13 protein-coding genes and 2 pseudogenes are annotated in these 12,662 nt (G+C 49.8%); 8 read left to right on the top strand and 7 right to left on the bottom strand.

Annotated features, from left to right (window positions below; translation table 11 throughout):
* Positions 1-4: 4 nt before the first annotated feature.
* Positions 5-544 (top strand): Uma2 family endonuclease, encoded by a 540-nt coding sequence (locus GBK04_RS01475; RefSeq protein WP_373330620.1) that lies wholly within the window; start codon positions 5-7, stop codon positions 542-544.
* A 103-nt stretch (positions 545-647) separates the two neighbouring features.
* Here the strand turns inward: GBK04_RS01475 and arr are convergent, their stop codons facing one another.
* The 7 genes and pseudogenes from arr to GBK04_RS01445 form a co-directional block, all read right to left on the bottom strand.
* Positions 648-1,061, bottom strand: coding sequence for an NAD(+)--rifampin ADP-ribosyltransferase (gene arr / locus GBK04_RS30225; RefSeq protein WP_373331433.1), 414 nt, complete (start codon positions 1,059-1,061; stop codon positions 648-650).
* Positions 1,056-1,343 (bottom strand): annotated as a pseudogene (locus GBK04_RS30220) (rRNA adenine methyltransferase); the annotation flags it as partial. The gene arr and the pseudogene GBK04_RS30220, both read right to left, overlap by 6 nt.
* Before the next feature lie 258 nt (positions 1,344-1,601).
* Entirely contained in the window at positions 1,602-2,561 is a 960-nt protein-coding gene (locus tag GBK04_RS01465) for a hypothetical protein (RefSeq protein WP_373330619.1), read from the bottom strand.
* Positions 2,562-2,723: 162 nt separating this feature from the next.
* Positions 2,724-3,278, bottom strand: coding sequence for a riboflavin biosynthesis intermediates N-glycosidase (ybiA, locus tag GBK04_RS01460; protein WP_152756220.1), 555 nt, complete (start codon positions 3,276-3,278; stop codon positions 2,724-2,726).
* 166 nt (positions 3,279-3,444) lie between these two features.
* A complete protein-coding gene (locus GBK04_RS01455; protein WP_373330618.1) occupies positions 3,445-4,203 on the bottom strand; it encodes an SDR family NAD(P)-dependent oxidoreductase in 759 nt (252 codons plus the stop codon).
* A 113-nt stretch (positions 4,204-4,316) separates the two neighbouring features.
* Positions 4,317-5,300, bottom strand: a complete 984-nt coding sequence (locus GBK04_RS01450; protein ID WP_152756216.1) for a Gfo/Idh/MocA family protein — start codon at positions 5,298-5,300, stop codon at positions 4,317-4,319.
* An 83-nt stretch (positions 5,301-5,383) separates the two neighbouring features.
* Positions 5,384-6,780: pseudogene (locus GBK04_RS01445) on the bottom strand (mercuric reductase).
* Between the two features lie 283 nt (positions 6,781-7,063).
* Between GBK04_RS01445 and GBK04_RS01440 the strand changes: the two are divergent.
* The 7 genes from GBK04_RS01440 (at position 7,064) to GBK04_RS01415 (ending at position 12,648) form a co-directional block, all read left to right on the top strand.
* Positions 7,064-8,800 (top strand): T9SS type B sorting domain-containing protein, encoded by a 1,737-nt coding sequence (locus GBK04_RS01440; RefSeq protein WP_152756215.1) that lies wholly within the window; start codon positions 7,064-7,066, stop codon positions 8,798-8,800.
* Between the two features lie 250 nt (positions 8,801-9,050).
* Positions 9,051-9,410: a hypothetical protein gene (locus tag GBK04_RS01435; RefSeq protein WP_373330617.1), complete on the top strand. Its 360-nt coding sequence runs from the start codon at positions 9,051-9,053 to the stop codon at positions 9,408-9,410.
* Complete coding sequence (locus GBK04_RS30215) at positions 9,383-9,595, top strand: Rieske (2Fe-2S) protein (protein ID WP_373330616.1); 213 nt, start codon at positions 9,383-9,385, stop codon at positions 9,593-9,595. The genes GBK04_RS01435 and GBK04_RS30215 overlap by 28 nt, the downstream gene beginning before the upstream one ends.
* A gap of 114 nt (positions 9,596-9,709) precedes the next feature.
* The gene (locus GBK04_RS01430) at positions 9,710-10,144 is read left to right on the top strand and encodes a thioredoxin family protein (RefSeq protein WP_152756214.1); all 435 of its coding nucleotides are present in this window, start codon (positions 9,710-9,712) and stop codon (positions 10,142-10,144) included.
* Between the two features lie 103 nt (positions 10,145-10,247).
* Positions 10,248-11,144: an FAD:protein FMN transferase gene (locus tag GBK04_RS01425; RefSeq protein WP_152765732.1), complete on the top strand. Its 897-nt coding sequence runs from the start codon at positions 10,248-10,250 to the stop codon at positions 11,142-11,144.
* A gap of 41 nt (positions 11,145-11,185) precedes the next feature.
* A complete protein-coding gene (locus GBK04_RS01420; RefSeq protein WP_152756213.1) occupies positions 11,186-11,407 on the top strand; it encodes a DUF4266 domain-containing protein in 222 nt (73 codons plus the stop codon).
* 23 nt (positions 11,408-11,430) lie between these two features.
* Positions 11,431-12,648: a DUF3570 domain-containing protein gene (locus GBK04_RS01415; RefSeq protein ID WP_152756212.1), complete on the top strand. Its 1,218-nt coding sequence runs from the start codon at positions 11,431-11,433 to the stop codon at positions 12,646-12,648.
* Positions 12,649-12,662: the final 14 nt, after the last annotated feature.

Here is a 12,662-nt window from a genome sequence, read left to right as displayed (position 1 = left end):
GCCAATGCCCCAAACCTTAGAGGAATTCATGGTTTGGGAACCCAATGACGGCTATAAGTATGAGTGGAACGACGGCGAAATTATCCGATTTGAACGCATGAAAAAAAAGCATCTTTTACTGCTTAGAGCTCTCAGTCGCTTATTTGCTAGTACGGAAGCTTACCGACTAGGTGGAGAACTGATTCAGGAGCAGGATGTATGGCTAACGGGTATTCAAATGCGTCGTCCCGACCTGGCCTATTTCAGTGGCCAACAGATTGACAATAGTATGCTTTTGGCGGATGAACCTATTCCTGCCTTTGCGATCGAAATCATTTCCCCCACCGACGACGCCATCAAAGTCGATGAGAAAGTAGCGGAATATTTTAAGGCCGGCGTGCAGGTGGTTTGGCACATTTATCCGGAAAACGAGTCCGTGTATGTATACACATCCCGCAGGAATGTCGTAATCTGCATAGAGCATGACCTGTGCTCCGCCCAGCCTGTTTTGCCTGATTTTGAAATACGCGTGAATGATTTATTTGCCCTGCCGCAGGTAGGGTGAAATATAGGAATTAAGTTCAATGGGCCGCGGGAAATCATCCGCGGCCTTTTGATTTTTAGGCTTCTAAGAATGTGCTGTATGACACAGCCTTCCGAATATGAAATCAATTGATAATCTCCCCTTTGTTATTAGCCAACTTTTCACGGAAATTTTGGAGTTGCTCAGGGGTTTGACGCGCCCAATCGATCAATTCGCCAACGATTTTCAGCGGAGCATGGGAGCGATAGGAACGGGTCAGATTGCCGGGAAATTTTTTGTCTGTAACATTCGGGTCATTTTCAAAATCTCCCGTTGGTTCAACGATATAGACACGTTCACGTCCCTCACCTTTCGCTAATGAAGCCGCTAGCCCCGCCCCATTGACCAGGGCGGTAAAATAGATGTGGTTCATTTTGAGTTCGGGTTGGTAATTAGAAGTACCCCCGGCGGTCAGCAAATCACCTACCTGCAAATCGGCTTTCGTTCCGTGATAAAAGGGGCCTTCGTCAGAAGGGGTACCTTCCAACGAAGCGGCCAGTTTATAATACTTTTTTGCCTCATCCGAGTTTCCCAATGCCTCCTGGCATTTAGCAATATTTGAGTATAGCGTTGGAAAAGCACTCTTCGCCGATTCATTATCTGCCTTTAAGGCACAATCCAAAGCCGTTTCGAGCCATTTCAATTGGTCGGAATTATTGTGTTGATGTCGGGCTACGTAATGAGCAGCGATAAATTTTTCAAAGTCGTTCGTCGCTTCGTTCCAGGCTTGAAGAAAGAGTGTACCTGCCTCTTCGGGTTTGCCTGCGTCTTCCAGGGCCATACCTTGCAGGCAGCGTTGAACGATTGGGTTGTGGGGGGTGAATTCCATTTTCTAATTATTTTTTGCTGTAAATAATTATGATGTGAGCTTTTTGACTTGCTTGTCAATATAATCATTGGCTATTTCTTGAATGGTACATTCAAAAGTATCATTAAGACCTTCTGCGTTTGAAAGCCAAACTTTCTTTTCTAAGAAAATCTTTTCTGTAAATTCAGAGTTAGTACGATATTTATATAGTGTTCTAATGATTCAATTTTTTTAATGGAATGGTTCAACAAATATACTTGACCTATGAATTTTCTTTTTCAATTTATGTTTCTCCAAGGTGTCCTTAAGAACATCTATAAACCAATCCTGAGCTGTCGGTGAAACGTAAAGTTTATTTATTAGTGTTTTTATATTGACATTCATTGGAATGCCGAATTTGCTGTCTGCCTTGAAATTTTTATAGATTGCTCGAACTTCTTTTTCATGCTCAAAAGACCTTCGTTTAAACCAAAACGATTCATTAATTCCCTCAAATCGGTTGGAATAATCAATATAGTTTATACTCCCAATACTAATTGACGGATTTCTATTTAATGCTCTATACAATTTGTCATAAGTCGTTTGAATTGCGATACCTTCTGACATGTTTTTAGTATAGAGTTTCCACATTGCTTCTGATTCAAAAGGATTCTCATGCCAACAATTTATAAATGTCAGTTTTAAGTCGGACTTTCCACCTTCGTCAAGCTGCTTTAAAAGTCTTTTGGCTTCCTTCCTAATCTCCGAATCACTTTTATTAAAATCAACTCCATCTGGTGGGTTCTTATATGATTGTTCGAAAAATTCCAAATAGTACTTGTTCCATTTAGTTTTATTTTTCTTAATTCCTTTTGCTCCTTCAAACGGGTCTTCGAACCTGTCCGCTCTGGTGAAAAACAAAGATTGCGAACTCAATAGAGAAACAAATTTTGTAAAATCCATGAAACGCCAAAGAACTGTTTCCTTACTCGGGATTTCATATGGACGATTCTGGTATGAGTGCCTAATGATTGTTTCTTTCAGATTCTCAGAGCAGCAGTCGCCAACATAAATAAGTTTTTGAGATTTTGTATAACCTAAATGAGTTCTGTCATGATTTTGAAATTCTTTTCCACATAGCGTACAGGCATCATGATTTTCTTCAATGAACCTTCTGGTCTTGACGGTATGTTTCAAAGTCATTTTCTGCATGTTGCTTTTAGGTTGCTGCTAACGTTTCTCGGCTTGGCGATGTGGCGAAAATTTAGCACAAAAGTTAAATAGAATTACTACTGTTGAACCTGGTACATATTTTTCATAGAAGGATTTCAGCCGCCATATTGCCAAACCGATGTTGGTGGCAGTTTTTTTTGTCTATTTTTCATTTTTGATAATATCTCTAACTTCCATCAGAGCAAAACCAAGTAAATTTAGTCCATTCCAACATTTGGGATTTTCTGCTTTGTCACTGTCGACTGTCAATCCAATACCCCAAATTCTGTCGACTGGACTTGCCTCTACTAAAACTCTTTCTTTTGTGTTTAGTAAAAATTCTTTCAAGTCTTTATGTTGGGTAAATTTTTCCAAACTTCCTCTAACAACTATTTCAAACCTTTTGTTATTCCAAGTCGTGTCGTCAAAATTTCGCACTTGTCTGCCCAAAGCTTTTGCTTCTGCTGGTGATTTCGCAATAATTATTTTGTCATAAATTTCTTTGTCGTCAAACAAAAGTGCTTTTTGTGCCATCATCCAATGTTCAGCAGTATTAAATTTCACTTTGTCAACGATAAAAGGTGAAGTCCACCATTGACTAAAACACGATGATGTTAATTCGCCACTTTTACTTTTTTGATGTCCCCAAAAAAATAAATATTTTGTTCGCTTTCCTTTTTCAAAATTGTCTATTAGCCATTCTAAATTGTATGTCATCTTGTGTGGTCTTATCAAATTTTCATTTCGGTTGGTGTCGCTCGTAAAATTGCCACAAACTCATGAATATACACAAGTTTTGCAGTATTTTCTGTATTCTTTGGTACTATTTCTATATTTTGTTGTATTATAGGGGCCGTACTTATTTTTATAAAAGCAGCACTACTCAAATCGTCGTCCCTCCATCGGCCGTATAAATCCCCCCCGTGCAATACCCCGAAGCCGGTGAGGCCAGAAACAGCGCCAGACCGGCGATTTCTTCCACGGTACCCATGCGGGCGATGGGTAGGTGCTTCGTGAAGCGAGCGAGCGTTTTTTCATCTTCCCACAACGCCTGACTGAACTTCGTCTTGATCAGTCCGGGACAAATGGCGTTCACGCGGATGCCATCGACCCCTAGTTCTTTGGCGAATACCTTGGTGAGCATATTGAGCGCTGCTTTGGTGACGCTGTACATGCCCAGTCCGGGATCGGGCGTGAGGCCCGCGATGCTGCTGATGTTGATGATGCTGCCGCCGCCCCGTGCCTTCATACTGGGCTGCACCAGTTTGGTCAGTTCCAGGGGCGACTTCACGTTGATCTGCATGATTTTCTCAAACGCGCTTTCCGGAAATTCCAGGGTAGGTCCGTAGTGCGGATTGGCCGCTGCATTGTTGACCAGAATATCCACGCCGCCGTAGGTTTCGATGGTTTTTTCTACGAGCGCTTTCAGTTGTTCGCTGTCGCCTACGTGGGCGGCGATGGCCGTGATGTCGGCCCCTTGTTGCCGCATGTCTTCGGCGAGGGCGTCGAGGTCGGCTTGCTTGCGGCTGCTGATGACGACCTGCGCTCCGGCTTCAGCCAGGAAACGGGCGATGGCTTCACCGATGCCCTTGCTGGCTCCGGTGACGAGGGCAACCTTGCCGGTGAGATTGAATGTGTCCAATGATAGAGTGATAAAATGAGTGAATAAGGCACAAAGGCACATAGAGACAAAGGCAAAGAGAATTTTCGATCAAAGTAACAGTCTCCCTACCCTTGACCGTTAACCCTTAACCTCTATCCATTTGCTGTGATCCAGTCGATGATGATATTGGCGCGCGCGCCGGTTTGGCCGGTGCTGGGGCAGGTACCTTCGCCCCGTAGCTCGGCTACGATGGTTTCGATGAGCGGCTGCTGCACGTGTTCCGGGTAGGGTAGGTCGATTACCTCCGTATGATCCTGGGTTTCGACGGTGATGGTGAATTTCTCGAAAAACGAAAACGTGATTTTTCCCAGGGTACCCAGCAGGTAGGCTTCGTCGATGCGGTGGCGCTTGCTGCCCGTAAAGCACCAGCTGCCACTGCCTACTACGCCCGATTCAAACTCAAAATTAGCCATGACCACATCATCGGCCGCGTACAACCCGGCCTGGTTGCGGGAAATTCCGCGCGCGGTTTTGATGGGTCCCAGCGCATATTCCAGGAAATCAAACTGATGCGAGGCCAGATCATGGAAGTGCCCACCGCCGGAAATCTCAGGGTCGACGCGCCAGCGGGGCTGAGCGTTTTCACCTACCTCTTCGGGATAGGGTGGCCAATGGAGGGTAATATTTACCAACCGGATATCGCCGATCGCTTTCTGGTCGATGAGTTCTTTCAATTTTACGAAGTAGGGTAGGGTACGTCGGTAGTAAGCCACAAACAAAGGAACCCCCGTCTCGTGGCTCACGCGCACCATTTCGGCGCATTCGGCGGCGTTGCGGGCCATCGGTTTTTCCACGTACACGGGTTTTCCCAATCGCAGGGCTTTCAGCGTGTAGTCTTCGTGCGAGCCGGGCGGCGTAGCAATGTAAATGGCATTGACTTCGGGATCGTTCAGGAGCAAATCGGCATCGTCGTACCATTTGGGTACGTTATGCCGACGGGCGTAATCGGCGGCTTTTTCGCCATCGCGCCGCATGACGGCTACGAGTTCCGAATGCGGAATTTTATTGAAAGCCGGGCCGCTTTTTTTCTCGGTGACGTCACCGCAGCCGATGATACCCCATTTGATTTCTTGCATAGTATACAAAGAGATTAAGTGAATTATGATTAAGTGAATAAGTCGTCTGCCAGGGTAGGACATCTTGCCAGTCCCTACCATCTTTATTCTACGGTTTGAAAAAGGTTATTGAGCGATTCGGCCAGGGTAGGGTGGGCAAATACGCCGTCGCGAAGTTCGGTATAGGGTACCTTGCCCATCATCGCGATCTGGAGCATGGCCATCATTTCACCGCCTTCCATGCCCAGCATCGCTGCCCCGAGTATTTGATCGGTGTCGGGATCGATCAGTACCTTGAGCAGGCCGTTGGTACGGTCCATTTCGTAGGCACGGGCTACCTTGGTCATGGGCATGGAAGCTATTTTTACGGGCTGGTTTTTCTTTTTGGCTTCTTTTTCCGACAAACCGATCCGTCCGAGCTGAGGATCGGTAAAAACCGTATAGGGTACCCTACGGCCTGCGATGGTGGCGTTCCCCTTTTCCAGCAGATTCTGTTTTATGATGCGATAATCGTCGTACGAAATATGCGTGAACTCCGGCCCGCCTTTGATGTCGCCCAGCGCGTAAACGCCGGGTTGGGTGGTTTCCAATCGGTCACTGACCTTGATGTACCCTTTCTGATCCACTTCGATTCCAGCGGTATCCAGGTGCAGCGTGGCGGTATTGGGGGTAGTGCCGATGGCCAGTAGCAAATGCGAGCCCAGTACCTTGCTGGTTTCTTGGTCATGTTGAAGCGCTACCGAAATAGCTCCGGATTCGGTTAAGTGGACGCCCGTCACGGCAGTACCCAGATGTACCTTGATACCTTCCTGCTGCAAAATATCCGTCAGTTCCTGCGCAATGTCCTCATCTTCCCGGCTCAGCAATTGCTTTCCTTTTTCAATGATCGTCACCTTGCTGCCAAAGCGCCGGAACATCTGGCCGAATTCGAGGCCAATGTACCCCCGCCCAGGATAATCAGATGCTCCGGAAGTTCTTCCAGATCCATCATCGTCACCGCCGTAAGGTAGGGTACCTGATCCAGACCATCCAATTCGGGCCGGGCGGGATGGGTACCGGCATTGATGAAAATATGGTCGGCGGTGAGTCGGGTACTGCCACCCTCGCTGAGGGCTACATCGATTTGTTTGGGTCCGGCAAAAGCCGCCTCGCCCCGGATGAATGTAATATTTGGGGTACTATCGAGTTTCTCTGCGATGTCTTCCCTTGAACTTTCCACCAGATCGTCCTTACGCTTTTTTACGGCTTTATAGTCTACCTCGACAGGCCCGGTACGTACCCCATAGTCATCCGATCGGCGGGCCAGGTGGGCCACTTCGGCGGAAGCAAGAAGTGTTTTGGTGGGCGTGCAGCCGTAATTGACGCAGCTACCCCCTACGTGTTTCCGCTCGATGATGGCGGTTGTCCAACCCGCTTCGGCCAGAGCCAGGGCCAACGGCTTGCCAGCTTGCCCGACCCCAATGATAATTGCGTCGAATTTTGTTGGAATTTCTGAATTCATGGGAAGTAAATTAGCAGGGAAATGGCCCCGAAGGAAGGGAAAAGCCCTTTTTGTAGTGGTACATTGACTTGATGACGACAAGATACACGGATTGCTTCTAAACACAAATTAGTAAACTCTTCCAGCCCCAGGCTTTTTAGATAGCCGCCGCCACGTACCCCCCTACTTTTACGTACTAGTTGCAAAGAACCCCGATCGAGGAACCGTTTTCTGCTACGGAATAGGTAAATTTAGATCGTTGGGGAACGGGTGCCCAGTCATTCATCGGATAATCAGAAAATTCATGAAAGAATTTTACATCGTACTGGCGCTGGTCGCAGGAATTGCCCGCCTGGGTTTCGGGCAGGCAACCTGCGCGAACATCGGCTTCGAAGACGGAACCATGAACGGATGGGTACCCACCAATGGCTCCGTTTCCGACATCAACCAGCGCACCGAGTACCTCGACGAAGCACCGGGCATTTTCGAAAACGGCCATCTGATTACCCAATTGAGCGACGGCAACGATCCCAAGGTATTCAATGAGCCCATTCCGATGGTGGCACCAGGCAGTACCCATTCTATCCGAATCGGCAACGTGACGCGGGGTAGCCGCTTCGACCGCATCAGGACTTCCTACGTGGTGACTCCCGATAATGTACTGCTTCAGTATAAGTTTGCGGTCATATTGCAATTTCCCAATCATCAGCCCTTCCAGCAGCCGGGTTTTAGCATCAAGGTGACCAATGAAGCCAATGCGGTGCTGGCCTGTAATTTCTACGAGGTAACGGCCGCGGCTTCCATCAGCGGCTTTCAGGTACAGGGCGACATCCGGTACCGCAACTGGACGGCCGGGGCGTTGGATTTGCGGGATTACGTAGGGCAGCGTATTACGGTAGAAGTGACCGTGCATGGCTGCACGGAGCGGCGGCATTTCGGCTATGCCTATTTCGATGCCCAGTGCGTCAAGGCGGAGGTGACGCCTCAACTGTACTGCCCGGCCTACGACAAAACCATGACCCTTAAAGCCCCCGAAGGGTTCGCTTCCTACCGCTGGAGCAACGGAGCCTCCGGTCAGAACGTCAATATTGTACCCAAAGCGGGTGAAACGTATTGGGTCAAGGCGCGGCCCTTTTCCAGTCTCAGTAACGATTGTGAGTTTCAGTTCGATCACGTAGTGAAGGTACCCCTGGCCGAAGAACCCGCCCGGGAGTCGGTGACCATCTGCGAAGGCGATGGCTACGCGGTCGGGGACTCGGTCTACCGAAATGCCGGTACCTTCCTTACCCGCATCCGACGGGGGGAGGGGATCTGCGACAGCGTGGTGCTTACTACGGTCCGGGTTACTCTACTGGCCCGTAGTACACAATCCAAAAGCATCTGCGAGGGCGAAAGCTTCGTCGTCGGTACGGATGTGCTCACCGCGACCGGAAAGTACGATACCCGCTTTCCGCGCAACCCGCCCCTATGCGACAGTATCGTGACTACGAATCTGGAAGTACGGAAACTCACGCTGGAGCTCACACCTGATGTATACATTCGCACGGAAGACAGCACCCGATTAAACGTCAATGTGTTGCCGGGAGGGAATTATACCTATGACTGGGCCGCTGCGAATGGACTTTCCTGTGCTACTTGTCCGACTACCTGGGCGCGCCCACCCGAAACCACCCAATACACCGTCACGGTAGCCGACCGTGACCTGAATTGCCGGGCCTCGGCTTCGGTGCGGGTGTCGGTGGGAGTATGCACGGTATTTGCTCCCAACGCCTTCACTCCGAATGGCGATGGCTACAACGATATATTTTTTCTGGAAGGCTCGGCCTGCGTAGAGCTGATCAACGAATTAGTTATCTATGACCGCTGGGGGGAGGTAATTTATCACGTCAGGGATTTTCCCCCTTCCGAGCCTGACTTTGGATGGGATGGCATGTATAAGGGCGTGAAAGTTGAGCCCGGGGTGTACCCCTACCGGGCGGTGGTTGCCTACCGCACCGGGACTGTAAACGAACGCCATGGCGTCGTTACACTGATCCGATGAGGGGGTACCTCTTCGCCGCCTCGAGCGGTAACAGGCCCTGGGTACAGGTACCACTCCAAAAAATTATTAATGCAATTTTAATCCTTCAAAGCTCCCGGAACGCAACAACTTCCCCCCGCAGCGCGTACTAGTGAGTACAATCAATTATCTATGAAAGACTACGGATCGACCCGTCGGTGCGGCCGGACAACTTAACAAATGTCTGGCTGCACCGGCCAATCGATCCAAAGTCTCTATTCAATTACCATTCATGGACCGACTAGAATTCCTGAAAACCCTGGGCTTCCGGGGTCCCGCGCTGATGGCCCTGCTAACTTCCTGTGTCAACCAGGAAGACACCGTGATCGAGGCCCTGAGCCTGCAAAACCAGACCCAAACAGCCACGCCCGTAACGACACCCGATACCAGTGGTACCACAACTCCAACCCCAGTGACGAGTACGGTGAAGTTGAATTCATCCGCGACCATCAGTACCGAAGCTTTGAACGCCATCAAGAGTCCTAAACTCAAAATCGACCTGACCCAATCGGCCAATGCGGCCCTATTGAAAGTGGGGGGTACCTGCGGAGCAGTGGCATTGTGGTGGCGCAATCCTCCGCCGGGGTACTAGTAGCCGCTACTCAGACTTGCACGCATGAGCCTAAAAAGCAGATTATTTTCAATAAAACAGAGTTTTACTGCACGGATCATGGCGCCCGTTTCAGCCTGACGGGAAGTCCTTTGAACACAATCACCCGCAAGGCTCTGACGGTCTATAAAGTAGCTACCGATGGCAATACGGTGGTGGTGTATTGAAGGAAACGTCTGCTAGTGAAAGACCGACCCAGAGACATTACCACTACCTGCACCAGAGTATTGATTTACAATAAATAGTATTTAACTAACCTGACTACTCGTTAAAAATTACCTATGAAAACCATCATCGTTTCCCTGCTTTTCCTGCTGTGCGGCCCCACTATGGAGTGGAAGCTCGATTTTAAAGCCGCAAAAACCGAAGCCGTTGCGACCCATAAAATGATCCTGCTCAATTTTTCGGGGTCTGACTGGTGCGGGCCGTGCATCAAATTGAAAAAGGACGTGTTCGAATCGGCAGAATTTGAGGCCTATGCTTCCCAGAACCTGGTATTGTTGCGGGCGGACTTTCCCCGGCAGAAGAAAAACCAACTACCCAAAGAACAGGTGGCGCTCAATGAAGCACTGGCCGAGCAATACAACCCCAAGGGTACCTTCCCGCTGACGGTACTACTGGACGAAAAGGGAAAGGTCGTCAGGGAGTGGGAGGGGTACCAGCCCTCCGTTTCGGGCTTTATTGGGGAGATTTCAAAAGCTGGCGGTACCAAATAAACGTACGTTCCGACATTCAGGTTATTATACAATTAAACACTCACCTGTTTCTCCCTTGCCGACTTCCGACTTTCCGCAGCTTCACAAGCGTACGGAGCGCCTAATGGGCAATCGCTTCGAGATTGGCCTAGTAGCCGACCAGGAAGAGTGGGCACAGGCGCAGATTGAAGAGGCGATTGTCGAAATCCGGCGTATCGAGCGCTTGCTGACGACGTTTAGTGACGATAGTCAGACCCAGTTCATCAACCAGAATGCAGGGATACGACCCGTAGCGGTTGACGCCGAGGTGTTCGATTTAATTGCGCGTGCCTGCCGGCTTTCCGATTTGACCCAGGGAGCCTTCGACCTGTCGTACGGCTCCATCGACCAATCACTGTGGAACTTCGACCAGCACATGACCGCCCTGCCTTCGCCCGAAACAGCCCGGGAAATGGTACGGCTGATCAATTACAAAAACATAATTCTGGATAGGGAAAAGCAGACGATATTTTTGGCAGAAAAAGGTATGAGGATTGGGTTTGGCGGAATAGGCAAGGGCTATGCCGCCGAAATGGCCAAAAGACTCTTAATTCGAAAGGGAGTTACCAGCGGAGTAGTCAACGCCTCGGGCGACCTCACCACCTGGGGGCTACGTCCCGACGGGAGCCCGTGGACTATTGGTCTGGCCGATCCCGACGCTAAGGATCAGCCATTTTCGTACCTGGAAATCAGTGGCCTGGCCGTTGCTACATCGGGTGACTACGAAAAATTCGTGACGATTGGTGGCAAAAGGTACTCCCATACCATCAATCCCCGCACGGGGCTGCCCGTTACAGGCATTAAAAGTGTGACGATTATTTCGCCCAACGCCGAGCTTTCCGATGCCCTGGCCACGCCTGTATACGTCATGGGCCCCCGCGTGGGACTGGACCTGATCAATCAGATGCGGGATATTGCCTGCGTCATCATTGACGATCGGAACCAGGTGTTTTGTTCGGATTCTATAGTGGTAAAGGGGTAGGTGATACGGATTTATCAACAACCGGCTTTCAGCTAAAAAAAATGAAAATAACGAACCTGCTAAAATTCAGTGCATTCCTGCTACTCCTAAGCGTATCGTCCTGCGTGACGGTGAAGGAATACCAGAAAAACAAGCTCAACGACTCGGAAATGGATTTGGCCGCCCGCAAAGCCGAGAAATTCGAGCAGGGCTTTTACCTCTACCGGGAGGGTGCCTCCGGGGCCAATGGTGGCAAGAGTGGCGGTGGCTGCGGCTGTAATTGATACCCTGAACGTACTTCCTTTTCATGAAAAAAATAATCATAAGCGTCGCCGCTTTAATGTTCCAGCTAAGTGTGGCCCGAGCCCAGGCTCCCGACAGCACCGCAGCCGATTATCAGGCCCGGAAACTGAAAATTTCGGAAGTCAATCTGGTGTCAAGCTACTACAATCAGGATGGCAACAACTCGGCCATTACGGGCGGGATCGGAACCGAAAAACTCTTCGATGTGGCCAATTCGCTGGAATTGAAACTGACGAAAACCGACCGGCGGCAGCGGATCCATACCTTTTCCGGGGAGTTTAATATAGACTATTACTCCTCGGCTTCGCAGGACAATATCGACCCGCTGACAATTTCCGGTGCCTCCCGTACCGACACACATGTCTATCCGTCGATTTCCTGGAATGTCCAGGATCCCCGTTCCCGCACAAGCCGGGGTATAAGTGCTTCGTATTCCACCGAGTACGATTATACCTCGTATGGGCTGAACCTCCATTTTGCCAAGACTTCAAAGGATAAAAACCGCGAGGTCACGCTGAAAGCGGGGGTTTTTCTGGATACCTATGAGGCCATCCTACCCTCGGAGCTGCGGCCCAGTGGATACAGTTCGGGGGCGGAGGGCGACAGGGCCAATCTGTATTACAAGCCACGCAATACCTACAACGGATCGTTGTCGCTTTCGCAGGTGGTCAACAAGCGACTGCATCTGCTATTCATCATCGAGCCCACCTACCAGGAGGGATTGTTGAGTACGCCCTTTCACCGGACGTATTTTACGGATGGACAGGAAAAAGTGGAAAAGCTACTGGGCAGCCGGGTCAAGGTACCCCTCGGAGTACGGAGCAGCTATTTCCTGGGTGACCGGACGGTCATCCGGACGTTTTACCGCTTCTACGTCGACAATTGGGGGATGAAGGCGCACACCTTTTCGCTGGAGGTACCCTTTAAAATCACCCCCTTCTTTTCGCTCAGCCCGTTTTACCGGTTCAATTCCCAGAGCGCGGTACGGTACTTTGCACCCTATGCGCAGCATGATCCGAACACTACCTACTACACCAGCGATTATGACTTATCGACCTTCCAGAGCCATTTCGGTGGGCTGGGCGTCAGGATTGCGCCACCGGGCGGGGTGATGGGAATTCAGCACTTCGGGGCGCTGGAAATCCGGTACGGGCATTATTACCGCACGGCGGGCACGGGTATGAATGCCAATATGATTACCCTGGCGGCAAAATTCAAATAACAAAGCGCCTGGGC

It is taken from the genome of Salmonirosea aquatica (assembly GCF_009296315.1).
Taxonomy (GTDB): Bacteria; Bacteroidota; Bacteroidia; order Cytophagales; family Spirosomataceae; genus Salmonirosea; species Salmonirosea aquatica.
Note: the sequence above shows the minus strand (reverse complement) of the source record. Positions and strands in the feature narration are given on the sequence as shown.

What these genes read in the sequence shown, in the direction of transcription:
- GBK04_RS01415 (WP_152756212.1), top strand. Translation starts at nt 11,431, where the DNA reads ATGAAAAAAATAATCATAAGCGTCGCCGCTTTAATGTTCCAGCTAAGT.
- GBK04_RS01435 (WP_373330617.1), top strand. Translation starts at nt 9,051, where the DNA reads ATGGACCGACTAGAATTCCTGAAAACCCTGGGCTTCCGGGGTCCCGCG.
- GBK04_RS01475 (WP_373330620.1), top strand. Translation starts at nt 5, where the DNA reads ATGCCCCAAACCTTAGAGGAATTCATGGTTTGGGAACCCAATGACGGC.
- GBK04_RS01440 (WP_152756215.1), top strand. Translation starts at nt 7,064, where the DNA reads ATGAAAGAATTTTACATCGTACTGGCGCTGGTCGCAGGAATTGCCCGC.
- ybiA (WP_152756220.1), bottom strand. Translation starts at nt 3,278, where the DNA reads ATGACATACAATTTAGAATGGCTAATAGACAATTTTGAAAAAGGAAAG.
- GBK04_RS01425 (WP_152765732.1), top strand. Translation starts at nt 10,248, where the DNA reads ATGGGCAATCGCTTCGAGATTGGCCTAGTAGCCGACCAGGAAGAGTGG.
- GBK04_RS01420 (WP_152756213.1), top strand. Translation starts at nt 11,186, where the DNA reads ATGAAAATAACGAACCTGCTAAAATTCAGTGCATTCCTGCTACTCCTA.
- GBK04_RS01465 (WP_373330619.1), bottom strand. Translation starts at nt 2,561, where the DNA reads ATGCAGAAAATGACTTTGAAACATACCGTCAAGACCAGAAGGTTCATT.
- GBK04_RS01430 (WP_152756214.1), top strand. Translation starts at nt 9,710, where the DNA reads ATGAAAACCATCATCGTTTCCCTGCTTTTCCTGCTGTGCGGCCCCACT.
- GBK04_RS01450 (WP_152756216.1), bottom strand. Translation starts at nt 5,300, where the DNA reads ATGCAAGAAATCAAATGGGGTATCATCGGCTGCGGTGACGTCACCGAG.